Below are 23207 nucleotides of genomic sequence, written 5' to 3'. Positions count from 1 at the left end.
TTTACCTCAGTGCTTATTCCGAAACCGCACTCCACTGCACAAGGGTTTCCTCAACGGATTCCGCCGGGGCCGGGCGTCCAAAGTAGTAGCCCTGGCCACTGCCACAGCCCAGCCGGACCAGTTCCTCGGCCTGTTCGGCCGTCTCAATTCCCTCGGCCACTGCCCTCAGCCCGCAAGCGTGGATCAAATGCAGCACGGCCTCGACAAAACTGCCCTGCTCCTCATCCGTCCCCAGTCCCGCTATCAGGCTCCGGTCGATCTTGACCACGTTCACGGGCAGCCGGCGCAGGTAGCTGATCGAGGAGTAGCCTGTGCCAAAGTCGTCGATTTCGAGCTGTACGCCGAGCTGGCGCAGCCCGCTGAGCGAGTACTTGTCCACATCGCCGCCGGTGACGGCCATGGATTCGGTCAGTTCGATGATGAGGTTCGACGCTTCCACGCCGGTCTCGCGGAGGATGTCCTGGACGTGCTCAATGAGTTCGAGGTTTTGCAGCTCGGTGGTGGAGATATTGACCCGGACGGAGAATTCGCTCTCCAGCGGCAGCCGGTCCTGCCAATCGCGCAGCTGGCGGACCGCGTTGCGCAGGACCCAGTGCCCCAACTCCACGATCATTCCGGTCTCTTCGGCCAGCGGAATGAACTGGTCCGGCATCAGGAGCCCGCGCTCTGGGTGGTTCCAGCGCACCAGAGCCTCGACGCCTTCGATCCGCCCGGTGGCGAGCTCCACCACCGGCTGGTAATGCAGCGTCAATTGGTCCTGGAGGATCGCCTCTCGCATTTCGGTGACCATCAGGCTCTGCAACCGTCGGGCGTACAGCAGCGCCGGTTCGAAGACCTTGATCCCGCTGTGCGGCTGGGCCTTGGCGGCGTACATGGCCGTGTCGGCTTCCATCACGAGGTCGTCCACGGACTGACCGGGTTCGGCCACGCGCACGCCGATGCTGGTGCCGCAGGTGATCCGGAGGTCGCCGATGTCCAGGCTCTCACTGAGCGCCTTGAGGATCCTGTTGGCGACCCGCCGGGCACGGACAAGGTTGGATTTCGGCAGCATCACGGCAAATTCGTCGCCGCCCAGCCTAGCCACGGTATCGGTCACCCGGACCGCGTCCTGTAGCCGCCGGGCAATCACGCGCAGGACGTCGTCGCCCGCGCTATGGCCCAGCGTGTCGTTGATGCCCTTGAAGGAGTCGAGGTCGAGAATCAGCAGCGCCGGCGGCAGCTCGCCGCGGGACGACTCGGCAAGGGCGTGGCTGAGCACCGAATTCAGCGCGGTCCGGTTGGCCAGCTGGGTCAGCGGATCCGTCAGCGCCATCCGCTCGAGCTCCACCTGCGCCTGGCGCAGCATGGCGGTCCGGCTCTCCACCCGCTCCTCGAGCTCCTGGTAGATGGTCTGCAGGTCATCGGCCATCAGGTTGATGCCGGCAATCACCGCAGCGACGTCGTCGCGCGCACCGGAGTGGGGAATCCTGGTGCTGAGATCGCCGCTGGCGATCCGGACGATGCCTTCGACGAGGCTATGGAGCCGGGGATCTGGAACTTCACTATTCACTCGTATACGGCCTTAACCACTCGAGGGCTTCCGCGCGCGAAAGGAAAAACTCCGCCGGGATTGTTTCGGATCTTGAACGCAGCAGGTAGTGCGCGATCACGCGGTCCACCGGGCTCTCCCCCACCAGCGCGAACGCCGTGGCGGCAATCGAACCGGTATAGATCTGGCGCGCTTCCACGCTGACGCCAACGACACCGGAGATGATCAGCAAAACCGGTGCGCGCCGGCCGTCGGCGAGTGCGCGAACGGCCGCCCCGGCCACCCGGGCTTCGGGGCCCTCGATCTCGCGGTTCGGCGGCAGCGCTACTTCGATGATGCCGCCGTCGAGCTGGCGGACGCCGATCACGGGCTCGGCGGCCGGCTCGCTGGCCAACGACGGCGGCGCCGCGGCGGCGAGTGCCGCTGCAGGGGTCGGGGGCCCTGCAGGGAGTTCCTCATCGGGTGCGTCCGGCGCGACCGGCGCTTCAACCGTCATCGGAGCTCGGCCCGGCAGGCTGCGGCCGGGCGCAGGCGAACGTTTGCCGGGTCGCCGAAAACTGTCGCTGCCGGTCCCGGCACAACTAGCTGATCAGACATTTGTCCCCAAAGACTACAAAGTCGGCATCGGCGTGCGCTGGAGCCAAGTCCGGCACGAGGCACCGGACCGTTCCGGCGAATGCCCTCATAATAGTGCAAGCCGGCCAGCAGATGAGACATACGACACCCCACGACACAGATTCTCCAAAAGTCCCGCCCGAAAGCCTCCGCCGGAAGCCCACAAGCCGTGCGGACTGGACGGGGCGCCCTATTCCCCACCCCCGGCCGCCCGCTTTCGGGCAACGAGCTCCTGCCGGACGCGCTGGGCGACCACCAGCCCCAGCACCGCCATTCCGATGGTGATGGGGTACCCCATCAGCCGTTCCAGCGTTCCCGGTTCCGGCACCTTCATCCCCGTTAAACCGCCGGCCACCAGCGCGGCCAGGGAGACCGCGCCACAGGCAAGGATGAACCAGCCCAGGGGTGTCTGGCGGCGCCACAGCCAGCCGACGAGCAGCAGCGCCAGGGCGCCCGCGGCGAAATACATCAGGGCGCCCACCAGATGCCAGCCGGAGCCGGCGTCTTCGGGCACCAGCCCCACCACTACGGTCCCGGCGCCGGCGGTCAGGCTGAGCGAGCGGGCGGTGAACGCGGCGGCCGACGGCGAGCGCCGCCCCGGGGCCACGGCCAACCGCGCCCCTGCCCGCGCCGCGACGCCGATCACGGCCGAGCTCAGCAGCAGCGCCCCGACCATCATGCCGATTCCCTGGACCACGAACGAGGCGTTCATCAGCAGGTGCGCGGGAGAGCAGACAACCCGGCCGGAAAACTCGCCGCAGTGCAGCGCGCCGAGGTCGCTAATGTAGCCGGTGCGCCGGCTGTACCGCTCCGGTCCCGCCCACGCACCGATCACCGCAACCTCGGCGACGAAGTACTGCAGCACGCTCAGTTTGGCGAGGGCGCCGAGGTAGAACCGGGTGGAGGCCACGTCGGGGAGGTAGATGAGCTCCCGGGAGGCGGTCGCGGTAGAGGCTGTCATGCGAAGAGCGTAGTACGTGCCCTCACCTTGTATGCTGGTATCCGTGTCCGGACGGGCCGGCCGACCGCCGCCCACCCGCACGCCCGCCCTCGTAGCTCAGTGGATAGAGCACGGCTCTCCTAAAGCCGGTGTCGTTGGTTCGATTCCAATCGAGGGCACTTGAACTCCCAGATGCCGGGCGCCGGGCAAGCTGATGAACGGCGCTTTGACTTGCGCAACTACCTGCTGGGCAACTGGCAGGTGGACCGCACCCTGCTGGACCGCGGGAACGGCAGCCGTGGAACCTTTTCCGGAGTCGTCAGCTTCACCGACACCGACGACGGCGGCCTCCGCCTCCACGAAGAAGGCACCGTGCAGTGGTTCCCCGCCAGCGGCGCGGCCTTTGCCGGGCCGGCCAGCCGGGAGTACCTGCTCCGGCCCGCGGCAACGCCGGACACCATGGACGTGTTCTTCGCGGACGGCCGCCCGTTCCACCGCTTCGGCTTCGGCGGCCAGGACCACCGGGATACGCACTGGTGCGATCCCGACACCTACCGGGTCGATTACACGAGGCGTGGCCCGGACGAGTTCCACTACCGCTGGGACGTCACCGGCCCCGCCAAGGACCTGCTCCTCGACTCGGTGCTGCACAGGGCCACGAATCCCCGCATCGTGGTCTCCGCCGTCTGCGTTTTTGACGACGCCGGGCGCCTGCTGACCGTCCGCAAGCGCGGCACAGACAAGTTCATGCACCCGGGAGGCAAACCCGAAGCCGGCGAAACCGCCGCCCAGGCTGCCTCCCGCGAACTCGAGGAGGAAGTGGGAATCGTCGTGGCACCGCAGGACCTGGAGCCCTTCGGCAGCTGGCTGGCGGAGGCCGCGAACGAGGCCGCCACGCAGATCGAGGCCACGGTGTTTACGGCCCCCGGACGCTGGACCGCCCACCCTTCGGCCGAGATCGCCGAGATCCGCTGGCTGGACCTCGGCGCCGCACTGCCCCAGGACCTGGCGCCCCTGCTGACGGACCATGTGCTGCCCCTCCTCGCGGCCAGGGCCAAACAGGCCTAGAGTTCCGGCACCGCTTCCGCAGCCACCGCGGTGGCCTCGGCGAACTGGGTTCGGTAGAGCTCCGCGTAGCGCCCCTCCGCAGCGAGCAGCTCGTTGTGCGTCCCGCGCTCCACAATCCTGCCGTCCTCGACCACCAGGATGGCGTCGGCGGCGCGGATCGTGGAAAGCCGGTGCGCGATCACGACGGCGGTGCGGCCCTCGAGCGCGGCGCCGAGCGCTTCCTGCACCGCGGCTTCGTTGGTCGAGTCCAGCGCGGCCGTGGCCTCGTCGAGGATCACGACCCGCGGCTGGGCGATCAGCAGCCGGGCGATGGTGAGCCGCTGCCGTTCGCCGCCGGAAAGCCTGTAGCCGCGCTCCCCCACCACGGTGTCCAGCCCGTCCGGCAGGGACCGGATCATGTCCTCGAGCCGGGCCTGGCGCAGCACGTCCCACATCAGCTCCTCGCTCGCGCCGGGACGGGCCAGGCGCAGGTTGGAGGCGATGCTCTCGTGGAAGAGGTGCCCGTCCTGGGTGACCATGCCCAGGGTTTGCCGCATCGAATCGAAAGTCAGGTCGCGGACGTCAACATCGGCGCCGGATCCCGCACCGCCGAAGCGGACGGCGCCCGAATCGACGTCGTACAGCCGGGAGAGCAGCTGGGCAATGGTGGACTTCCCGGCGCCCGAGGAACCCACCAGGGCCACGGTCTGGCCCGGCTCCACCCGGAAGCTGATGCCATGCAGCACTTCCTCGCCGCCGCGGGTGTCCAGGGTGGAGACGTCCTCGAGGGAAGCCAGCGAGACCTTGTCCGCGGAGGGGTAGGAGAAGCGGACATTGTCGAACTCCACCGACAGCGGGCCGCGCGGCGACTCCACCGCGTCCGGCTTCTGCTGGATGAGCGGCTTGAGATCCAGGATCTCGAAGACTCGCTCGAAGCTGACCAGCGCGCTCATGATTTCCACCCGGGCGTTGGACAGGGCGGTGAGCGGGGCGTAGAGGCGGGTCAGGAGCAGCGCCAGCACAACGACGTCGCCCGCGGCGAGCTGCCCGCCGAGGGCCAGCCAGCCGCCCAGACCGTAGACCAGGGCCAGCGCCAGCGCGGAGACGAGCGTCAGGGCCGTGACGAAAGTGAACTGCAGCATCGCGGTGCGGACGCCGATGTCCCGGACCCGCCCGGCCCGCAGCGCGAACTCGCGGGATTCCTCGTCCGGCCGCCCAAAGAGCTTCACCAGGGTGGCGCCGGGGGCGGAGAAACGTTCAGTCATCTGGGTGCCCATGGCCGCGTTGTGCTCCGCGGCTTCGCGGCGCAGCTCGGCTAGCTTGGAGCCCATCCGGCGGGCCGGAATCAGGAAGATCGGCAGCAGGATCATGGCCAGGACGGTCACCAGCCAGGACTTGTTCAGCATCACCACCAGCGTGAGGGCCAGCGCCACCACATTGCTGACGACGCCCGAGAGCGTGCCGGCGAAGGCGGACTGCGCCCCGATCACATCGTTGTTAAGCCGGCTGACGAGAGCCCCGGTGCGGGTCCGGGTGAAGAACGCGATCGGCATCTTCTGCACGTGGTCGAAGACCTTGGTGCGCAGGTCCACGATAACGCCTTCGCCGATCGTGGAGGACAGCCAGCGAGTCACCAGCCCCAGCCCGGCCTCGGCGATGGCTACCACCGCGATCAGCGCGGCGAGCCAGATCACCGTTCCGGCCTCCGCCTTTGCAATGATCGCGTCCACCACCTGGCCGGCGAGCACCGGCGTAGCGACCGCCAGGACCGCCATCACGATGGAGAGCAGCACAAAAGCGATCAGCCGGGTGCGGTGCGGCCGCGCGAAGCCGAAGACGCGTTTGAGGAGTTCCTTGGAGAACGGCTTGGAGCCGGACGAGGCGCGGGTGATGTTGTAGAGGGAGCTCCAGGCAACCCGGTCCATGCTCATGTGTTGGTGCCTTTCGGGGCGCTCGCGCCCTGCAGTTCGGTGACGACGCCGTCGACGACGTGCCAGCGCACGTCCAGGCGCACGTTTTCCAGCAGACGGCGGTCGTGCGTGACCAGCAGCAGGGCGCCGTCGTAGCTCTCGAGGGCTTCCTCGAGCTGTTCGATCGCGGGAAGGTCAAGGTGGTTGGTCGGTTCGTCGAGGACCAGCAGGTTCACGCCGCGGGCCTGCAGCAGGGCCAAGGCTGCGCGGGTCCGTTCGCCGGGCGAGAGCGAATCCACGGTCCGGGAGGTGTGGTCGGCCTTGAGGCCGAACTTGGCCAGCAGGGTGCGGACCTCGGCCGGGGTTTGGTCCGTCAGGACGGCCTCGACGGCGTCGGCAAGTTTGAGACGCCCGGCCAGCAGCCCGCGGGCCTGGTCGATTTCCCCGACCGCCACCGAGGCGCCCATGGAGGCTTTCCCGGCGTCGGGCCGTGTGATCCCTAGCAGGAGGCGCAGCAGGGTGGATTTGCCGGCGCCGTTAGGCCCGGTGATGCCGATCCGTTCGCCGGCGTTGAGCTGCAGGTTCACCGGTCCCAGGGTGAAATCCCCCCGGTGCACGACGGCGTCGCGCAGGGTGGCGACGACGGCGCTGGACCGCGGCGCCGCCCCGATGCTGAACTGCAGCTGCCACTCCTTGCGCGGTTCCTCGACTTCCTCAAGCCGGGCGATCCGGGATTCCATCTGCCGGACCTTCTGGCCCTGCTTTTCGGAGGACTCCGTGCTGGCCGCCCGTCGGATCTTGTCATTGTCCGGGTTTTTCTTCATGGCGTTCCGGACACCCTGGGAGCTCCATTCACGCTGCGTGCGGGCCCGGGAGACGAGGTCGGCCTTGGTGTTGGCGAACTCCTCGTAGCGTTCGCGGGCGTGCCGGCGGGCCACGGCGCGTTCCTCCAGGTAGGCCTCATAGCCGCCGTCGTAGACCGCGACGGCATTCTGCGCGAGGTCCAGTTCCACCACCGTGGTGACGCAGCGGGCCAGGAACTCCCGGTCGTGCGAGACCAGCACCACGCCGCCGCGGAGCCCCTGGACAAAGGACTCCAGCTTGGCCAGGCCGCCCAGGTCCAGGTCGTTGGTGGGCTCGTCCAGCAGCACGATGTCGAAGCGGCTCAGCAGCAGGGCCGCGAGCGCCACCCTGGCGGCCTGACCGCCGGAGAGCCCGGTCATTGCCGCGTCGGGTCCCACCTCGAGGCCCAGCTCCGCCAGTACCGGCGGAATCCGCTCCTCCAGGTCCGCGGCGCCGGAGGCCATCCAGCGGTCGAACGCCGCGGAGTAGGCGTCCTCGGAGCCCGGGGCGCCGGTTCCCAGCGCCTCGGCGGTGGCTTCCATCTCCGCCGTCGCCGGTCCGCAGCCGGTGCGCCGGGCGATGTAGCCGGCGACCGTTTCGCCGTCGATCCGTTCGTGTTCCTGCGGCAGCCAGCCGACGAACGCGTCGGCCGGGGCCAGGCTGACCGTCCCCTCCTGCGGTTCGTCGACGCCGGCGAGCAGCCGCAGCAGCGTGGACTTGCCGGCGCCGTTAGCGCCCACGACGCCGACGACGTCGCCGGGCGCGACGGTGAGGGAGAGTTTGGAGAAGAGTGTGCGGTGGTCGTGACCACCGGAAAGGTCCTTGGCAACAAGGGTTGCAGTCATTAGTCCATTCTCTCACCGAGGGCCAAAACGGACGGCCGCGGGCAGCCGGCCGGGGCTGAAAACCGGCGAAAATTCGCGCAACTGCCGCCGGGCATAGAAGAACCCGCTGGTCCGGACTTGGGGGGTGTACGGACCAGCGGGTTCGAGCATCTAGCATAGTTGAAGTCGCTCCGGCGGTAAAATCGCCGTGGATCCGGCCTTAGGGATCGGGCCGGATGAACGGGCCAACCCCGCACAAACTAAGGGAAACCACCAATGATTCCTGCCCTGCAATGGTCCACGTTGCTCGTCTGCGCACTTGTTGCCCTGTTCCGGATGCCGGCCGCCCTGCGTGGAGAAAACCGCTCCCTCTTCGGCATTTTCGTGCTTGTCACTTTCGCCATGCTCCTCAGCATCGAGTGGAGCTACACACTGGTCGACGGGTTCCTGGGGGGCAACAACTACGCCAACCTGGTGCTGCGCTTCGTCATCTATGGAACCGTCCTGCTGGCCGGGTACAAGATTGCGAAGGGATTCGGGAACGCCAACAGCCTCCGGCTGCTCCTCGGACCGGTCGGTCTGGCCGTGCTGGCTGTGATCGTCCTCGCCACGACGGCGCCGTTCCTGCTGGCAAACACTGCGGGCACCTCCGTGGGGCTATCGACACTGGCGGACCAGAGCCCACCCAACCGCCAGCTTATTGCGCTCTATACGACGGCCGGCCGGCTCTATCCGGCCTTCGTGGCGGCCTGTCTGTTGCCGGCGACCATCAAGACCCTGCGCTCCCGTTTGCCGGGCCTCGTCCGCGGCGGGGCGGCCGTCCTGACGGTCGGATCCGCCGCCATGATCCTGCTGGCCATTAGCGATCTATTGCCCCAGCGCCTGGCCTTCATCCAATACATCATCAGTTCTGCGGCGGTGCTCGGCCTCGTGGTGGGCCTAACCCTGATCTGGTTGGGCAAGGTGGCTGCACGGCGGGCCGCGCGGGCATCCTCCGCACTTGAGGGCTCCCGCCGCGCGCCTGATCAGGCAAACGCCCGGGCTGAAGAATTATGATGATCGGACGGTGGCGGTGCCGGTTGTGGCCAGCAGCGGGCCGCACGGTACTACGTCCCACCACGCCAACTCTCCAGCGGCCCTGCAGGAAGGTATAGATGCCAGTACCCGCCAAAGCGTTTCAACTCTGGCTCCATGGCGCTGCCCCGACGGCCAGCACGGCCGATATCTGCAGGATCTCCGGGGTCAAGCGCACCACTTTGGCCCAGCAACTGGTGCGCGGGAAGGTCGCGGAGACAACCGTCGTCAGCATCAGCCGCGCGCTCGGCATCAACCCCGCCGAGGCCCTCGCAACCTTTGACAACTACGCGGAAATGAAGCAGCTGGCCCAGCGCCCCACCGCGGCGGAACTCGTCAGCCAGGTCGCCACCATGGATCTGCTGCGAGCCGTGATTGAACGCTCTTCCGCCGGCGTATCCCAGGCAGGCCAGACGCCGCACGCGCTTAGCCCGGCCCCGCACGCCACCTCGGTGCGCAACTGGGTGGACGCGATCGACGACGGCGAGCTCCGCCACCGGGTCTCCGCCGCCACGGGCATCGCCCCCCAAAACTATTCGGCCCAGTTGACAGCCAACCGGCTCTCGCCGGAACTGGCGGTCGCAACCTCACGGGCCGCAGGCGTCGGCTTCACGGGCGGTCTGGTGGCAACCGGGCTGATCACCGAGGCCGAGGCCGGATGGCCCTCGGATGCCCGGCAGTCCGCCCTGGACGCGCTTTCCGACGGCGAACTGGCCACCTTGGCCGGCGAACGGCTGCAAACCCTGGGCAAGGCCCTGCGCCGCCAGGAGCTGGAACAGGCGCAGACCGAGAAGATCTGGGAGAACCTCGGATGATCGAGATCCTTCAATGGTCCACCTTGGTCATCTGCGCCGCCCTGGCCCTGGCCAGGATCCCGAGTGCCCTCCGCGGCGAGAACCGCCTGCTCCTGGGCATCCTGCTGCTGATGACCTTCGCGATCCTGCTCAGCATCCAGGCGCCTTATGTGGCAATCGACCAGGCGCTGGGCGGCCGCAACTTGGCCAACCTGATCCTCCGCTTTATCATTTTCGGCGCCATCCTCCTGGTGGGCATCCGCGTCGCGAGGGCATTCGGGGCATGCCGGGCGCTGAAGCTGATCACCGGCCGTGCCGGGGCCGTTGCCTTCACCATTGCCGGCGTCGCCGTGGTTGTGGCGTTCCTGCTGATGGACACGGCGGGGTCCTCAGCCGGGCTGACCTCGGTTGCAGCGCTGGACGCCCACAACGCCGCGCTGGTCGAGTACTACGGGGCGGCGGGAAGGCTTTATCCCAGCTACGTCTCGCTGGTCCTCCTGCCGGCAACGCTCGGGGTGTTCCGCAGCCGCCTCCCGGCACTGATCCGGACGGCGGCCCTGCTACTGTCCGTGGGAACGGTGGCCATCGCACTGAGCCTGCTATCCCCGGTCATCCCGCCGGGGCTGGGCATCCTGCGGTTTATCGTCAACTACACGGCTGTCCTCGGCTACGTGGTGGGAATGGCGTTGATCTGGATCGCCAAGCTCCGGGCCCACCCGTCACCGCGGACCCGGCGGCCCGATCCAGCGGCCACCGTCCCGGACTAGGAGTGCAGAAAGATGGCAGTCCTTCAGTGGGGCACGCTGATCGTTTGCGGCATCGCAACGCTCGTCCGCGTCCCCGATGCCGTGCGCGGGCACAATCGGGCAGTCTTCGGGATCCTCTTCCTGGCCACGGTCTGCAGCCTGCTCAGCATTCCAGAACCCTACTCGGCGATCGACAGGGTGCTGGGAGGCTGGAATCTGGCCAACCTGCTCCTCCGCTTCATCGTCTTCGGAATGGTGTTCCTGGTCGGGCTTCGGTTGTCCAAGGGGCTTGGTGCCGCCCGCGCCCGGCGCCTGATCACCGGCCCTGCCGGGCGCTGGGGGCTGGCCGCGGCGTGCCTCGCGGTGACCGCGACCTTCCTGCTGATGGATACCGGCGGTTCCTCGGCCGGTCTTGAAGCGCACTCGGACGACAGTACGCTGAACGCCGCCCTTGCACCGCTCTACGCGGCAGCCGGGCGGAGCTACCCGGCCCTCGTCTCGCTGATCCTGTTGCCTCCGCTCGTGGCCGCTATCATGACGCGTCTGCCTTGGCTGGTACGGGCCGGAGCCGCGCTGACCCTGCTGGGTGCCGCCGCGGCGATCGCCAGCGTGCCGGCGTCTTTCGCTCCAGGCCAGTGGGACTCGGCCCGGATGCTCGTCAATTACGTGGCAGTGCTCGGCTACGTGCTGGGACTGCTCGCCTTCTGGTTTTCCGGCCAAATCTCCCGGCCCGGACATAACACTCCTGCAACGTTCCTTAAGAAGTAGCCGCCGGTGTTCACAAAATCATTAGAGCGTGAGAGAATCACAAATGTGTGAAAACGCCAGCCGGCTTCGTGAATGGGGATTCAGTCTTACGAAGCCGAGCGAAGCGTCAAAGCGCCATTGGGGGGATGAGTGGTAGCGGTCCGGAAGGACCGCTCCCACTCAGCCTGTTTAACGGGCCGGTAGCCGCCCGGCTGGCCCTCAGGCGTCAGCGCTGGAACCGCAGGCTCACCAGCTGGAAGGGACGCAGCTCCAGGTCCGCGGCGCCGTCACGGACCGTCACCCCGGGCGCCTCCACCGGCCGCTCCAAAAGATCCACGGTGTGCACCCCCGTGGCTGTGAAGTTGGCCGACACTGTGCCGGAGGAACGTTCGCCGAGGGATTCGTAGAGCCGCACGATCACGTCGCCCGAGCCGTCCTCGGCAAGTTTGACGGCTTCGACCACAAGGGCGGGATGGGAGACAGAGACTAGCGGCTCCACTCCGCGGGCCCCCTTGACCACCCGCGGGGCGAGGTTGGTGCGGTAGCCCTCCTCGACGGCGTCGGCAATGGCGGCGCCGGGCCGCACGGTGACGGTCAGTTCGTGCGGGCCGCGGTCCGCGTTCGGGTCCGGGAACTTGGGCGCCCGCAGCAGCGAGACCCGGACCGTGGTGGTGGTGCCGCCGTCGTCGTCGCGGATGGCGCGGGTGACGTCATGGCCGTAACTCGCGCCGTTGGAGACCGCGATGCCGTAGCCGGGCTCGGCCACGTGGATCCAGCGGTGCGCGCAGATCTCGAATTTGGCCGCCTCCCACGAGGTGTTGAGGTGGGTGGGCCGGAAGACGTGGCCGAACTGGGTCTCCGAGGCGGAGCGGTCGGCCCGGACGTCAAAGGCGAAGCCGAGCTTGAGCAGCTTCTCGTGTTCCTGCCAGTCCACCGCGGTGGAGATGGCCAGCGACGGCGCGCCCGGTTCCAGCCGAATCCGCTGGGTCACGGCGGAGGCGCCGGCCAGCCGCTCCACCACAACGACGGCGGCGTGCCCGTCGCGTTGCAGCGTCACGGAGCGGGCCTCGGTCAGTGCGGTGACATTGCGGCGGTAGAACGCGTCGATGTCCCAGGCGTCCCATTCGTTCGGGGTGTCCCGGTGCAGTTCGAGGAGGTTGCCGAACTCCCCCGGCGCAATCGCCTCGCGGCCGCTGGCGTGGTCAATAAGTGACACCAGCAGGCCGTGGTCGTTGACCTCGGCGCGGATGATCCCGTTGTCCAGCACAAAGCCGCCGCCGGCATCCGCGGACTGCACGGGTGCAGCTGCGCGGACAGGGACGGCGGCGGCGAGCGCCGGGACGCCGAGGCGGCCGTGCGGGGCTGCGTTGAGCAGGAACTCCTCACTCCCCTCCCCCAGCAGAGCCGCGGCGGCCTCGGCGATGATCGCTTCCAGGTCCCGGGCGACGGCGTCGTAGTTCCGTTCGGCGTCCTGGTGCACCCAGGCGATCGAGCTGCCCGGCAGGATGTCGTGGAACTGCTGCAGCAGCACCAGCCGCCAGAGACGCTTGAGCTCGGCCGCCGGGTAGCGGGCACCGGAGCGGACGGCCGCCGTGGCGCACCACAGCTCGGCCTCCCGGAGCAGGTGTTCGCTGCGCCGGTTGCCCCGTTTGGTGTTCGCCTGGCTGGTGTAGGTGCCCCGGTGCAGCTCGAGGTACATTTCACCCACCCAGACTGGGAGCCCCGGGTACTCCGCCTCGGCGTCGGCGAAGAAGTCCGCGGCCGCGCCTAGCCGGACCCGGGGGGACCCCTCGAGGTCCGCGGTGCGCCGCGCCGCGGCGAGCATCTCGCGGGTGGGTCCGCCGCCACCGTCGCCGTAGCCGAAGGGCAGCAGGGACATGGTGCCGCGGCCGTGGTCCCGGTAGTTGCGCTCGGCATGCGCGAGTTCCCGGCCGCTGATTTCGGAACTGTAGGTGTCCACCGGCGGGAAGTGCGTGAAGATCCGGGTGCCGTCGATTCCTTCCCAGTTGAAGGTGTGGTGCGGCATCCGGTTGACCTGGTTCCAGGAGATCTTCTGGGTCAGGAACCAGCGGCTCCCGGCGGCCTTGACGATCTGCGGCATGGCGGCAGAGTAGCCGAAGGTGTCGGGTAGCCACGCCTCCCGGCACTCGACGCCGAACTCGGCAAGGAAGAAGCTCTTACCTTCGAGGAACTGGCGGGCCATGGCTTCGCCGCCGGGCATGTTGCTGTCCGATTCGACCCACATGCCGCCCACCGGGACGAACTGGCCGGTCTTGGCCTTCTCCCGGATGCGCTCGAAGAGCTCAGGGTAGTACTCCTTGATCCAGGCCAGCTGCTGCGCCGAGGAGCATGAAAACACGAACCCGGGGTCCTCGTCCATCAGCGCAACGACGTTGGAGAACGTTCGCGCGCATTTGCGGATGGTTTCCCGGACCGGCCACAGCCAGGCGGAGTCGATATGCGCGTGCCCGGTGGCGAGGAGCTGGTGGGCCGAGGCGTAGGCCGGCCGGGCCAGCACGTCGGCGAGCGCCGCACGGCCCGCCGCCGCCGTGCCCGGCACGTCGTCGGGGTCCATCACGTCGAGCATCCGTTCGAGCGCGCGGAGGATCTCATGCCGCCGCGGCAGTTCCATCGGCAGCTCGTGCATCAGACCGCGGAGGGTCCAGATGTCCTGCTGCAGCTCCCAGACGGCCCGGTTGAGCTCGGCGATGACGATCGGACCCAGCCGGTACTGCGGCTCGGACCCGGCGGTCGCCTTGTCGCCGTAGGGGGTGGCCGCGAAGGTCCAGCCCTGGGACAGGTCCGGGTTGGCCGCCGCCTCGACGTAGAAGTCCACGGACATCCCGCTGCCCAGCAGCTTCAGGGGAATGTACTGGTTCCGCGGCGAGATCGCCTTGGTCACGGTCCCGTCGGCCCGCCAGGCGGTGCCCTCGCACTGGAAGCCCGGCAGGTCGCTGCTAAAGCCCAGGTCCACCAGGATTTCCACGGTCGTGTCCGGTGCGTTGCCCCAGGAATCGGGCACATCCCCCTGCAGCCGCAGCCACTTGGTGCTCCAGGGCCTCCCCCAGGCCTCCCCCTGCGCCTGCGGCGTAAAGTGTTGCCGTAGCGCCTCCAGCGCCGGGACCGGTTCCCCCGGCGCGTCCCAGCTGCTCAGCGTGAGCGGCGCCGTGCGCGGGTAGACCGCGGGGGTGATGCGTTCGCGCAGAAAGCGGTCCAGCCGGACTTCCGTGAGACGGCGGTCGTCGTGCAATGTGATCCTCTTCGCGCTGGTGCCGGTGGTTCGTGATCAGTTCGGGTCGCGTGTCCAGTCGATGGATAAAATCTACGTCGGCCGCCGCGGTTAAGCCAACGCAGGCCTAGGCGGTAGCTTCCGGCGGCGAAACGCGTTCGTGGCCGGCGTAGACATTGATCGTGGTGCCCCGGCTGAACCCGGCCAGCGTCATCCCGCTGGCCTCGGCCAGTTCCACCGCCAGGCTGGAGGGCGCGCTGACGGCGGCGAGCACCGGGATCCCGGCCAACGCCGCCTTCTGCACCAGTTCGAAGGACGCCCGGCCGGAGACCTGGAGCACGGTGCCGCTGAGGGGCAGCAGGCCTTCCCGCAGCGCCCAGCCCACGACCTTGTCCACCGCGTTGTGGCGGCCCACGTCCTCGCGCAGGCAAAGGAGCTCGGCGTCGCCGTCGTCGGAAATCCGGAAAAGCCCCGCGGCATGGACGCCGCCGGTGACGTCGAAGACGGCCTGGGCTTCGCGCAGCCGGTCCGGCAGCGAGGCGAGCGTCTGCACTGCGACGGTCACCGGGTCGCCGGCGGGGCTGAAGTGCGAGGACTTGTGCACGGCGTCGATCGAGTCGGTGCCGCAGATCCCGCAGGAGCTGGAGGTGAAAAAGTTGCGCCCGGTGTCCGGCCGGACGACGTCGGGGCGCAACTGCGCCTCCACCACGTTGAACGTCTGGGTCCCGTCCTCGTCCTCGCCGGCGCAGAACCGCAGCGAGACGAGCTGCTCCGGTTCCCAGATAACCCCCTCGGAGACCAGGAACCCGGCGACGAGGTCGAAGTCGCTGCCGGGCGTCCGCATTGTGACGGAGTAGGAGAGGCTGCCGAGCCGGATTTCGAGCGGCTCCTCGACCGCCAGCACGTCCTCCCGGTGCCGGACCGGGAACTCCAGCGCCTGCGGCGAGCCGTCCAGGACAAACTTGTGCACCTTGCGGCGCTGTGTCACGCGGCCCATCGGATACTCCTCATCAGCATTGCATTTGGGTCCGGCCGCCCTTGGCGGACCGCCCCTGGATCCATCATGACCTGCCCCCGCGCCTCAGCCAAGCAGCGCGCTCCAGTCCACCGGGCCGTCCGCGGCCGGCTTCCGGGCGGCGCGTTTCGTGGCCGGCTTCGCGGCTGCCTCGTCCGGGGCGGCCTGGGGCAGGGCCGCGCCCCACGGCAGCGCGAACGCCTGCACCGGCTCGCCCAGCTGCACGCCGTGCGGCGGGACCACCAGGACGCCGTCGGCGTCGGCGAGCCCGCGCATCATGCCCGGGCCGGTGTGCTGCGCCGGCGACGCCATCCCGTAGAGCATGCGGAACGGCATCAGCCGCGTCCGGCCCGGGTCGGGATCGATCATGGTGCCACACGGGACCTCAACCACCGGCGGCCGCGACCCGTGGCCCAGGGCGGCCAGCAGCGGAGCGCCGAGAGTGGACAGCGCCATCATGGCCGCCAGTGGATTCCCTGGCAGCCCGATCACAAAGCGCCCGTCCGGCAGTTCGGCCAACACGGCAGGGTGGCCCGGACGCATGGCGATACCGTCGATGAGCAGTCGGCCGCCCAGTTCCGCGACCGTGCGCCGCAGGTGGTCGGTGCCGGAGCGGCCGGTGCCGCCGGTGGTGATGACGACGTCGGCCGGCAGCGGCTCCGAGGCGTCACCGGCGGCCGTGCCCGGCTCCGCGGCGTCGGTATCCTCAAGGGCCGCGAGCCAGTCGGCGTCGGCGTCGCCGATCTTGACCTCACCGGCGAAGATCCCGCCGAGCATTTCCACGACGGCGGCCAGCTGCGGCCCGAAGGTATCCCGTACCTCGCCCGGTTGGGGGACGCCGCTGCTGACGACTTCGGAACCGGTGAACACGAGCCGGACGACGGCCTTGCCCAGGACCGGCAGCGCGTCGTGTCCGGCGAGGGCGGCCAGGGCCAGGTGTGCGGGGTTAAGGACCGCGCCTGCCTTGATGAGCAAGTCGCCGGCGGCGGCCTCCTCCGCGGCTTTGCGGATGTGGTCACCGTTGCGCGGTTCCCCGGGCTTGGCCCCGCCGCCGAGTTTGAGGACCGGCAGCCCCTCTTCGTCCGGGGAGATCACGCCGCTCTCGCTGCGGAGCACGGCCTTTGCCCCCGCCGGGATCAGCCCGCCGGTGGCGATCGGGCTTGCCTGGTGCGGGGCCAGCCGCTGGCCGGGTTCGGCGAGGATCCAGGGTCCGCTGCCGTTGACGGCCCAGCCGTCCATCGCCGAGGAGGCGTAGTGCGGCATGTCGTGCAGCGCCGTCAGATCTTCCGCCAGCGTCCGTCCCAGGGCATGCCGGAGCGGCACCGACGCGGCCGGGATGGGGGTGGCGCAGTCGAAGGCCAGCTGCCGTGCCTCCTGCCAGCCGTGCGCGAGGTGCCGGTGTGGAGCCTCGGCCGGGTCCCCGGAGGCCCCGTCCTCGGCGCCGGCACTGCTGCTGGGCGGCTCAGGCGTCATGCCCCGGGTGCCTCGGCGGCGGCGTATTCCTTCGCGAGTTTCCGGGCCACGCCCATGGCGGCTTGCATGGACACGCTGTCCGGCGCCTGCCCGGAACCGGAGGCCAGCCCGGCCGCGAACCCGGCAATAAAGGTCGTCAGCGGAGCTGCGGGTCGGACGACGGAGTGCGCGGCAACTCCGGCGAGCCCCAGCACTTCGTTGATGTCGATTTCGACGTCCTCGAGTTCCAGGGCCTGGAGCAGTGCCCGGCACCAGTCCTCCAGCGTCTCATCCTGGCTTTTCACCGTTTGCCTCCAAAGTCGAATTCGGCCGCCCGTTTCCGGACCGGCCTGGACCGGGGTCTGATACCCCCAGGGCGGAAGCGTCATCCCAGGTGTCCACGTCGTCAGTGGAACCCGGCGGAACCGGAACCGTCCGCAGTTCAAGACTAGCAAGCAGGGCGAAGACGGAGCCCCCCTCGAGGGCGTTGCGCCGGGCCGCGTCGCCGACGGCGCGTTGTAGCGCGGCCGTGCGATAAAGGCCGGCGAGGGGCTGGGTGCGTCCGTCCGGCGCCACTGCCATGACCCCGTCACGGCCGCCGCCCGGACCTTCGGCCGGGCCGTCCGCCGCCGCCAGCAGGGCGCCGACCGCGGCGGCGACCCTCGGCATGTCGCAGGCGAGCACCAGGGTCTGGGCCGCCGGTCCACCCGCTGCCTGCTCCCCGGCCCCGGCATGCTCTCCGGCCAGGGCCGCGAGGCCTGCGGCGATGGCGGCGGCGGGTCCGGAGAACGGGGGCTCCTCGCGGCAACGAAGCACCTGAGGCGGGAGGCCGCCCAGTTCCGGCCCGACCACCACGATCCGGCGGGCCCCGCCGGCCGCCTTGAGGGTAAGGTCCAGCAAGCTGGTGCCGGTTGCCGTCAGCCGGGCCTTGGGCACGCCGCCGAGGCGGGTTGACCTGCCCCCGGCGAGGATAACGGCGTCGAATTCCACCCACCCAGCCTAGCCGCCGCGGCGGGCGCCGGGCGTCAGCCCGGGATGCTCAGTGTGCCTTTTCGGGAAGCAGGAACGGGTCCCAGGCCGGGGCGGGCTTCTCCAGCTCCTTGATCTGCCAGATGGTGCCCTTGGGCGGGCCGGGAAGGAAGCCGAGTTTCCAGCCCATTTCCCCGGGTGTATGGTCCCCCTTGGCATTGTTGCAGCGCAGGCAGGCGGCGACGAGGTTTTCCCACGAATCCGCGCCGCCCCGGGACTTGGGCTGGACATGGTCGATGGTGTGGGCCGCCTTGCCGCAGTAGGCGCAGCGGTGGTTGTCGCGGCGCAGCACCCCCCTGCGGCTGACCGCCGTCAGAGTGTTGTAGCGCGGCCTGATGTACCTGTTCAGCAGGATCACGGAGGGCCGGCCGAGGATATCCTGCGGGCCCACCACGGGATCGTCGCCTTCGGCCACCACACTGGCCTTCCCCGTCAGCACAAGGACCAGCGCCCGGCGGAAGGTGACTACCGCCAGCGGTTCATATCCAGCATTCAGAACGAGAGTGCGCATCCGCATACCTCTTCACGGCCGCACCCGCCAGGGGCACGAGGGCCGGCTGCCCTGTGCATGGTCGGGCTATGGATCGACACCACAAGAGTAAACACGGCAGGCCCGGTTTACCGAATTTTGTTTCGGCGCGCCCCCGCGGCTGGGTCCGCCGCAGGGTCCGGGGGCGGGTCGGCACCGCGCCCCGGGCAACGCAAAGGACCCCTGCCGCGGGCAGGGGTCCTTCACGATGCTTCCGGCGGGCGCCGGGATTCAGTCTTAGCCGCCGACGCGGATGAAGACCGGGCCGGAGCCGACGTTGACGCTGTACAGCGCGGTGGTTCCGCCGTTCCAGCCGCCGTGGACGGCCATGCCGTTGCCGACGTAAACAGCGATGTGGGCCATGCCCATGCCGCCGTTCTGGTAGTAGGCGAGGTCGCCCGGCTGAGCTTCAGCAGCGCTCACGGTGCGGCCCAGGGACAGGTAACCTGCCGGCCAGCCGTGGTAGTTGATGCCAACTGCGGCCAGCGCGTTGGTGGCCAGCATGGTGCAGTCCTGGGAGACACCGATCTGCGCGTAGGCAGCAGCGGCGATCGAAGCGCCCATGCCGCTGACAGCAGCCGGAGCCTTCGTGGCCAGGGAGGCGGTCACCGCGTTGCCGGTGGAAGCGGCAGCTTCCTTGACCTTGACGACGGGCTTGGGAGCCTCGACGGGGGCCGGTGCGGTGGTAACAGCGGGCTTCTCGTAGGAGATCGCGATGCTGGAGGCCGCGGAGATCGTGGCCGGTGAGGTGGACTGCACTTCCAGGGCGGAAGCGGAGGTCGACTCGCGCTGAACGTTGGTCTCGGCAGCGTTGGCTGCGATACCGCTGGTCAGCACCAGGCCGGAGGCTGCAGCGATAACCGCAGCCTGGCGACCCATACCACCGGCGTTGTCGCCGACGGCCTTAGCAATGACAGCCAGCGAGTTGGTCTTGGTGACCTCCGCGCGGTGGCGTGCAATGGTTGCACGAGTAGTCATTCAGTTCTCTCTTTCGTGATCCTTTTGTCCGCGCTCAATTCAGGCGGGACTGAGGACGCTCCGGCATCTTGGGGGTACGCCGGATCGCCCCGAAACGGGTTTCTTTAGCGAAGGGTGTACTGCGAAGACGCGCCAAAAGCGGGAACTGCGTTGTGAGATCCAGTCCGGGCGCCGACAAGGGCAGCGCGGAGCATGGAGTTCAGCGGGCTCAACTGAGCCTCGCCAGCGCGAGAACGCGCAGCATTGTGGCGTGAAGACACGAAAGTAGCCTCTCCCAATGCCTACGAGGTGAGCTGTCGGATTCGGATGGGAGTCACCCGGCCGCGCCGCTTCCTGGGAAGCTTTGCGACTTAACCCCAAGGTCTTCTTGCGAAGACCAAAATTGGTTCCCCCGCCCCTGCCAGACGATGTCATGCGAACGGACCTTGAGCGGTGGCAGAGTTAGGCAATCCACTCAAGAGCGCCAACTTCGGAGAAGTTGGCGTGCTTCATACGGTACAGCAGTTGGGACTCAATGTCACATTCAGATCACGGCGTGTCACAGAAATGCGAGTGGTCCCTCGGCTCGGCTTAGAGCCAGCCCAGCGGATCAACGACTTCCCCGTTGACCATCACCTCGAAGTGGAGGTGGCAGCCGGTGGAGGCGCCGGTGGTGCCGCTCATCGCCACCACGTCGCCGCGGGAAACCTGCTGGCCCACGCGGACAGTGGAGGACGACAAGTGGTTGTACGTGGTCTCCAGGCCATTGCCATGGTCGATCACGACGCGGTTGCCGCCCCCGTAGGGGTGCCAGCCGGTAAAGGTTACGGTGCCGCTGGCCGCGGCATGCACGGCGGTGCCGCACTGGGCGGCGTAGTCCTGCCCGCGGTGGAATTCCCCGACGGCGCCCGTGATGGGACTGATCCGATAGCCGAAGGGCGAGGCGGTGACCATCGTGTCCAGCGGGTGGCCGAGGCTGCCGGCCGAGGCCGCCCGGGTGATCGTGCTGGCGGACTGGGCGCTGAGCAGCTGCTTCAGCTTGCCGTCCGGGTCGCCCTTGGTGGTGACGGCTGTGCGGTTGAAGTCAATCTGGGCAGCGGAGGCCTTGACTTCGGGCTGCGCCGCGGCGGAAACCGAGCCGGTCTTGGCGGAGTCCGTGGAGTCGGTGGCCATCACTGGGCCGGTGGCCGGGACTGTGAAGGTGAGGACCAGGCCGGTGGCCGCCAGGGCGATGCCGGCTTTCTGCCCGACGCCGCTGACAGCGGCAAAGTCGGTTATCTGACGGAACGCACTGCGCCGGCCGCGGCGTTCGTCGCGGTGCGCGTCACGCGGGCGCCCGGCGGTTACGACGGCGGCCGGGCGCGGCTCCGGAGCGGGACCGGTCGCACGACGGCGGCCCCTGACGGTCTCGGTGGTCAACTACGGTTCCTCTCTGGATAGCCTGCGAAGTTAGCTGTCGGATTCGGGTCAGAGAGATCAAAGACCCGGTCCGCCGGTGCAAGCATCCAGACACAGGGGCATCCAAGGGAGGCCTCATGGAGATTGCTTGCCGCTAGCGGACTTCACCCCAAGGCTGTTGGATCAACAGCCGGTAGTGGTTCCCCCGCCTCTGCCAGAAGGTGACTCGCCTACTGATCCGCTGGCAGAGCTCGGCTTCGGATCAGATAACGCTTTAGTATCAGTGCCAGTTCATAACTATAGGCGATTAAGACAGGCAGTAATAATTTCGTTATCTCCCCTGTGCACAACTTGGCCCCCACGCCCAGGACGGCGGTTCGGACAAGTTACCCGAGCGTAACGAAGACGTGGGCCGCGACCTCGGGAGGCAGTTCAAGGGCGCCCTCGATATCGGGGACCCGGACCGAGATGTACTCCCCCACGCGTTCCAGCGAGACCCGGGCGCCGGGCCGGATTCCGCCCTCGTCGAGCTGCACCAGCAGCTCCGGTTCCACCTGGATGGGCTCGGCGAGGCGGCTCACGGTGATCCGGGAGTCAGCGCCGTAGCCGGCCATGGCATCGAGCAGGTTCACGACCCCGCCCGCGGCCTCCGACGGCGGGAGACCGCCCAGGTCCGCGAGCCCGGGAATCGGATTTCCGTACGGGGACACGGTGGGGTGGTCCAGCATTTCGAAGATGCGCCGTTCAACCCGTTCGCTCATCACATGCTCCCAGCGGCACGCTTCCTCGTGGACGTAGGCCCAATCGAGTCCGATCACGTCGGCCAGGAGCCGCTCGGCCAGCCGGTGCTTGCGCATCACCTCGATGGCGCGCTTGCGCCCCGCGTCGGTCAGCTCAAGGTGCCGGTCGCCGGAGACAACCACCAGGCCGTCGCGTTCCATCCGGCCGACGGTCTGGGACACGGTGGGACCGGAGTGGCGGAGCCGTTCGGCGATGCGGGCGCGGAGGGCGACGATGTTTTCTTCTTCAAGTTCCAGGATGGTCCGGAGATACATCTCGGTGGTATCGATCAGATCCGTCATTCAGCTCAGCTCCTCGAGCGCCGTCCTTGCGTCATTCCCACCGTACCGCGTGCAGGATGCGCCCCGGCGAGATCCGCCGTACATCACCGCACAGCCTAGCCTATTTTGAATTACTCCGGATAATCTGCGGCCTCCCGCCCGGGCAGCCCCGCCCGGGCCGTCTCAGTGACCGGACTATGACGGACGATTTTCCCTCCTGCCGAGGACCGTCGGGCAGAATAAGGTCAGGTCCCCGGCCGCAGCCCACGCACCATCCGCCCGGGCCACGCCACGCACCCAGCCGACAATTGGAGCCACTGTGAGCGACACCAGCATCACCATTCCCGCGAACCTTCTGCCCAAGGACGGCCGCTTTGGCGCCGGCCCGTCGAAGGTCCGGCCGGAGCAGATCCAGGCCCTTTCGGCGGCGTCGGAGACGCTGCTGGGCACCTCGCACCGGCAGGCTCCGGTCAAGAACCTCGTGGGGTCGGTCCGCAGCGGGCTCAGCGAGTTCTTCCGCGCCCCCGACGGCTATGAGGTCATCCTCGGCGTCGGCGGCTCCACCGCGTTCTGGGACATCGCCAGCTTCGGCCTCGTGAAGAACAAGGCACAGCACCTGTCCTTCGGCGAGTTCGGCTCGAAGTTCGCCGCCGCCACCAACAAGGCGCCGTTCCTGGCCGAATCCTCGATTATCACCTCCGAGCCGGGCACCCGCCCCGAGGCCCGGGCCGAGGCCGGCGTCGATGTATACGCCTGGCCTCAGAACGAGACGTCCACCGGTGTTGCTGCCCCGGTCAGGCGCGTGCCGGGCGCCGACGAAGGCTCCCTGGTCCTGGTCGACGCCACCTCCGCGGCCGGCGGCCTGGACGTGGACGTGGCCGAGGCTGACGTTTACTACTTCGCCCCGCAGAAGAACTTCGCCTCCGACGGCGGACTCTGGCTGGGGCTGTTTTCCCCGGCTGCCCTCGAGCGTGCCGCCCGGGTTAAGGCCAGCGGCCGCTGGATCCCGGACTTCCTCGATCTCCAGACCGCAATCGACAATTCACGGCTGAACCAGACCTACAACACCCCGGCCCTGGCCACCCTAGTGACCCTGGATGCGCAGGTGCAGTGGCTCAACGCCAACGGCGGTCTCGACTTCGCTGCCGCGCGGACCGCCGACTCGGCCGGCCGCATCTACCGCTGGGCGGAGGCTTCCCCCTATGCCACGCCGTTTGTGGCCCGGGCCGAGGACCGGTCCAACGTGATCGCCACGATCGACTTCGACGATTCGATTGACGCCTCGGCCGTCGCCAAGGTCCTGCGCGCCAACGGCATCGTGGACACCGAGCCGTACCGCAAGCTCGGCCGCAACCAACTGCGCATCGCCACCTTCGTGGCGATCGAGCCCGACGACGTGTCCGCGCTCCTGGAGTGCATCGACTTCGTCGTGGGCGAACTCAAGCAGTAGCGCCGCCGGCGTCCCCTGG

20 protein-coding genes, 1 tRNA gene, 1 pseudogene and 2 riboswitches are annotated in these 23207 nt (G+C 68.5%); of the genes and pseudogenes, 8 read left to right on the top strand and 14 right to left on the bottom strand.

What is annotated here, in order from left to right:
- Window positions 1–13 precede the first annotated feature (13 nt).
- From ABLI39_RS08940 to ABLI39_RS08930, 3 genes are all read right to left on the bottom strand, one after another.
- On the bottom strand, window positions 14–1549 hold the full coding sequence (locus ABLI39_RS08940) for a putative bifunctional diguanylate cyclase/phosphodiesterase (RefSeq protein WP_349413065.1): 1536 nt from the start codon (window positions 1547–1549) through the stop codon (window positions 14–16).
- Entirely contained in the window at window positions 1542–2024 is a 483-nt protein-coding gene (locus ABLI39_RS08935; RefSeq protein WP_349413064.1) for a DUF7793 family protein, read from the bottom strand. The genes ABLI39_RS08940 and ABLI39_RS08935 overlap by 8 nt, the downstream gene beginning before the upstream one ends.
- Before the next feature lie 309 nt (window positions 2025–2333).
- Window positions 2334–3104 carry a DUF998 domain-containing protein gene (locus ABLI39_RS08930; protein ID WP_349413063.1) on the bottom strand — a complete coding sequence of 257 codons (771 nt, stop codon included), beginning with the start codon at window positions 3102–3104 and terminating at the stop codon, window positions 2334–2336.
- An 85-nt stretch (window positions 3105–3189) separates the two neighbouring features.
- Here ABLI39_RS08930 and ABLI39_RS08925 point away from each other — a divergent pair.
- From ABLI39_RS08925 to ABLI39_RS08915, 3 genes and pseudogenes are all read left to right on the top strand, one after another.
- Window positions 3190–3262 (top strand) — tRNA-Arg (locus ABLI39_RS08925).
- Between the two features lie 13 nt (window positions 3263–3275).
- Window positions 3276–3737 (top strand): annotated as a pseudogene (locus tag ABLI39_RS08920) (DUF6314 family protein); the annotation flags it as partial.
- Window positions 3729–4151, top strand: a complete 423-nt coding sequence (locus ABLI39_RS08915) for an NUDIX hydrolase (RefSeq protein ID WP_349413163.1) — start codon at window positions 3729–3731, stop codon at window positions 4149–4151. The pseudogene ABLI39_RS08920 and the gene ABLI39_RS08915, both read left to right, overlap by 9 nt.
- Here ABLI39_RS08915 and ABLI39_RS08910 read toward each other — a convergent pair.
- Complete coding sequence (locus tag ABLI39_RS08910; protein WP_349413062.1) at window positions 4148–6061, bottom strand: ABC transporter ATP-binding protein; 1914 nt, start codon at window positions 6059–6061, stop codon at window positions 4148–4150. The genes ABLI39_RS08915 and ABLI39_RS08910 overlap by 4 nt on opposite strands.
- The gene (locus ABLI39_RS08905; protein WP_349413061.1) at window positions 6058–7728 is read right to left on the bottom strand and encodes an ABC-F family ATP-binding cassette domain-containing protein; all 1671 of its coding nucleotides are present in this window, start codon (window positions 7726–7728) and stop codon (window positions 6058–6060) included. Before ABLI39_RS08905 ends, ABLI39_RS08910 begins: the two co-directional genes overlap by 4 nt.
- Before the next feature lie 255 nt (window positions 7729–7983).
- Here ABLI39_RS08905 and ABLI39_RS08900 point away from each other — a divergent pair, with 255 nt between their 5' ends.
- From ABLI39_RS08900 to ABLI39_RS08885, 4 genes are all read left to right on the top strand, one after another.
- Window positions 7984–8763: a hypothetical protein gene (locus ABLI39_RS08900; protein WP_349413060.1), complete on the top strand. Its 780-nt coding sequence runs from the start codon at window positions 7984–7986 to the stop codon at window positions 8761–8763.
- A gap of 98 nt (window positions 8764–8861) precedes the next feature.
- A complete protein-coding gene (locus tag ABLI39_RS08895) occupies window positions 8862–9596 on the top strand; it encodes a hypothetical protein (protein ID WP_349413059.1) in 735 nt (244 codons plus the stop codon).
- Complete coding sequence (locus tag ABLI39_RS08890; RefSeq protein WP_349413058.1) at window positions 9593–10342, top strand: hypothetical protein; 750 nt, start codon at window positions 9593–9595, stop codon at window positions 10340–10342. The genes ABLI39_RS08895 and ABLI39_RS08890 overlap by 4 nt, the downstream gene beginning before the upstream one ends.
- Window positions 10343–10354: 12 nt before the next feature.
- Entirely contained in the window at window positions 10355–11089 is a 735-nt protein-coding gene (locus ABLI39_RS08885; RefSeq protein ID WP_349413057.1) for a hypothetical protein, read from the top strand.
- Window positions 11090–11294: 205 nt separating this feature from the next.
- Here ABLI39_RS08885 and ABLI39_RS08880 read toward each other — a convergent pair whose 3' ends face one another.
- From ABLI39_RS08880 to ABLI39_RS08840, 9 genes are all read right to left on the bottom strand, one after another.
- Window positions 11295–14318: an alpha-mannosidase gene (locus tag ABLI39_RS08880; protein ID WP_349413056.1), complete on the bottom strand. Its 3024-nt coding sequence runs from the start codon at window positions 14316–14318 to the stop codon at window positions 11295–11297.
- Window positions 14319–14424: 106 nt separating this feature from the next.
- The gene (gene fdhD / locus ABLI39_RS08875; protein ID WP_349413055.1) at window positions 14425–15294 is read right to left on the bottom strand and encodes a formate dehydrogenase accessory sulfurtransferase FdhD; all 870 of its coding nucleotides are present in this window, start codon (window positions 15292–15294) and stop codon (window positions 14425–14427) included.
- Window positions 15295–15378: 84 nt separating this feature from the next.
- Window positions 15379–16785, bottom strand: coding sequence for a molybdopterin molybdotransferase MoeA (locus ABLI39_RS08870; RefSeq protein ID WP_349413054.1), 1407 nt, complete (start codon window positions 16783–16785; stop codon window positions 15379–15381).
- Window positions 16782–17069, bottom strand: a complete 288-nt coding sequence (locus ABLI39_RS08865) for a DUF6457 domain-containing protein (RefSeq protein WP_349413053.1) — start codon at window positions 17067–17069, stop codon at window positions 16782–16784. Before ABLI39_RS08865 ends, ABLI39_RS08870 begins: the two co-directional genes overlap by 4 nt.
- On the bottom strand, window positions 17053–17754 hold the full coding sequence (mobA, locus tag ABLI39_RS08860; protein ID WP_349413052.1) for a molybdenum cofactor guanylyltransferase: 702 nt from the start codon (window positions 17752–17754) through the stop codon (window positions 17053–17055). Before mobA ends, ABLI39_RS08865 begins: the two co-directional genes overlap by 17 nt.
- 49 nt (window positions 17755–17803) lie before the next feature.
- Entirely contained in the window at window positions 17804–18304 is a 501-nt protein-coding gene (locus ABLI39_RS08855; RefSeq protein ID WP_349413051.1) for an HNH endonuclease, read from the bottom strand.
- A 255-nt stretch (window positions 18305–18559) separates the two neighbouring features.
- On the bottom strand, window positions 18560–19300 hold the full coding sequence (locus ABLI39_RS08850) for an NlpC/P60 family protein (RefSeq protein WP_349413050.1): 741 nt from the start codon (window positions 19298–19300) through the stop codon (window positions 18560–18562).
- A gap of 264 nt (window positions 19301–19564) precedes the next feature.
- Window positions 19565–19723: riboswitch (cyclic di-AMP (ydaO/yuaA leader) on the bottom strand.
- A 147-nt stretch (window positions 19724–19870) separates the two neighbouring features.
- Window positions 19871–20698, bottom strand: coding sequence for a M23 family metallopeptidase (locus tag ABLI39_RS08845; protein ID WP_349413049.1), 828 nt, complete (start codon window positions 20696–20698; stop codon window positions 19871–19873).
- 4 nt (window positions 20699–20702) lie between these two features.
- Window positions 20703–20914, bottom strand: a riboswitch (cyclic di-AMP (ydaO/yuaA leader).
- Between the two features lie 149 nt (window positions 20915–21063).
- Window positions 21064–21759 carry an iron-dependent transcriptional repressor DtxR gene (locus tag ABLI39_RS08840; protein WP_349413048.1) on the bottom strand — a complete coding sequence of 232 codons (696 nt, stop codon included), beginning with the start codon at window positions 21757–21759 and terminating at the stop codon, window positions 21064–21066.
- Between the two features lie 298 nt (window positions 21760–22057).
- On the opposite strand from ABLI39_RS08840, the gene serC reads away from it, so the two are divergent.
- The gene (serC, locus tag ABLI39_RS08835) at window positions 22058–23188 is read left to right on the top strand and encodes a phosphoserine transaminase (RefSeq protein ID WP_349413047.1); all 1131 of its coding nucleotides are present in this window, start codon (window positions 22058–22060) and stop codon (window positions 23186–23188) included.
- Window positions 23189–23207: the final 19 nt, after the last annotated feature.

This window comes from Pseudarthrobacter sp. B907, from assembly GCF_040137805.1.
Classification (GTDB): Bacteria; Actinomycetota; Actinomycetes; order Actinomycetales; family Micrococcaceae; genus Arthrobacter.
Note: the sequence above shows the minus strand (reverse complement) of the source record. Positions and strands in the feature narration are given on the sequence as shown.

Coding starts and splice junctions, on each gene's coding strand:
- ABLI39_RS08930 (WP_349413063.1), bottom strand. CDS start 3,104: ATGACAGCCTCTACCGCGACCGCCTCCCGGGAGCTCATCTACCTCCCC.
- ABLI39_RS08905 (WP_349413061.1), bottom strand. CDS start 7,728: ATGACTGCAACCCTTGTTGCCAAGGACCTTTCCGGTGGTCACGACCAC.
- ABLI39_RS08840 (WP_349413048.1), bottom strand. CDS start 21,759: ATGACGGATCTGATCGATACCACCGAGATGTATCTCCGGACCATCCTG.
- ABLI39_RS08885 (WP_349413057.1), top strand. CDS start 10,355: ATGGCAGTCCTTCAGTGGGGCACGCTGATCGTTTGCGGCATCGCAACG.
- ABLI39_RS08850 (WP_349413050.1), bottom strand. CDS start 19,300: ATGACTACTCGTGCAACCATTGCACGCCACCGCGCGGAGGTCACCAAG.
- ABLI39_RS08855 (WP_349413051.1), bottom strand. CDS start 18,304: ATGCGCACTCTCGTTCTGAATGCTGGATATGAACCGCTGGCGGTAGTC.
- ABLI39_RS08870 (WP_349413054.1), bottom strand. CDS start 16,785: ATGACGCCTGAGCCGCCCAGCAGCAGTGCCGGCGCCGAGGACGGGGCC.
- ABLI39_RS08895 (WP_349413059.1), top strand. CDS start 8,862: ATGCCAGTACCCGCCAAAGCGTTTCAACTCTGGCTCCATGGCGCTGCC.
- ABLI39_RS08935 (WP_349413064.1), bottom strand. CDS start 2,024: ATGACGGTTGAAGCGCCGGTCGCGCCGGACGCACCCGATGAGGAACTC.
- ABLI39_RS08910 (WP_349413062.1), bottom strand. CDS start 6,061: ATGAGCATGGACCGGGTTGCCTGGAGCTCCCTCTACAACATCACCCGC.
- ABLI39_RS08900 (WP_349413060.1), top strand. CDS start 7,984: ATGATTCCTGCCCTGCAATGGTCCACGTTGCTCGTCTGCGCACTTGTT.
- ABLI39_RS08890 (WP_349413058.1), top strand. CDS start 9,593: ATGATCGAGATCCTTCAATGGTCCACCTTGGTCATCTGCGCCGCCCTG.
- fdhD (WP_349413055.1), bottom strand. CDS start 15,294: ATGGGCCGCGTGACACAGCGCCGCAAGGTGCACAAGTTTGTCCTGGAC.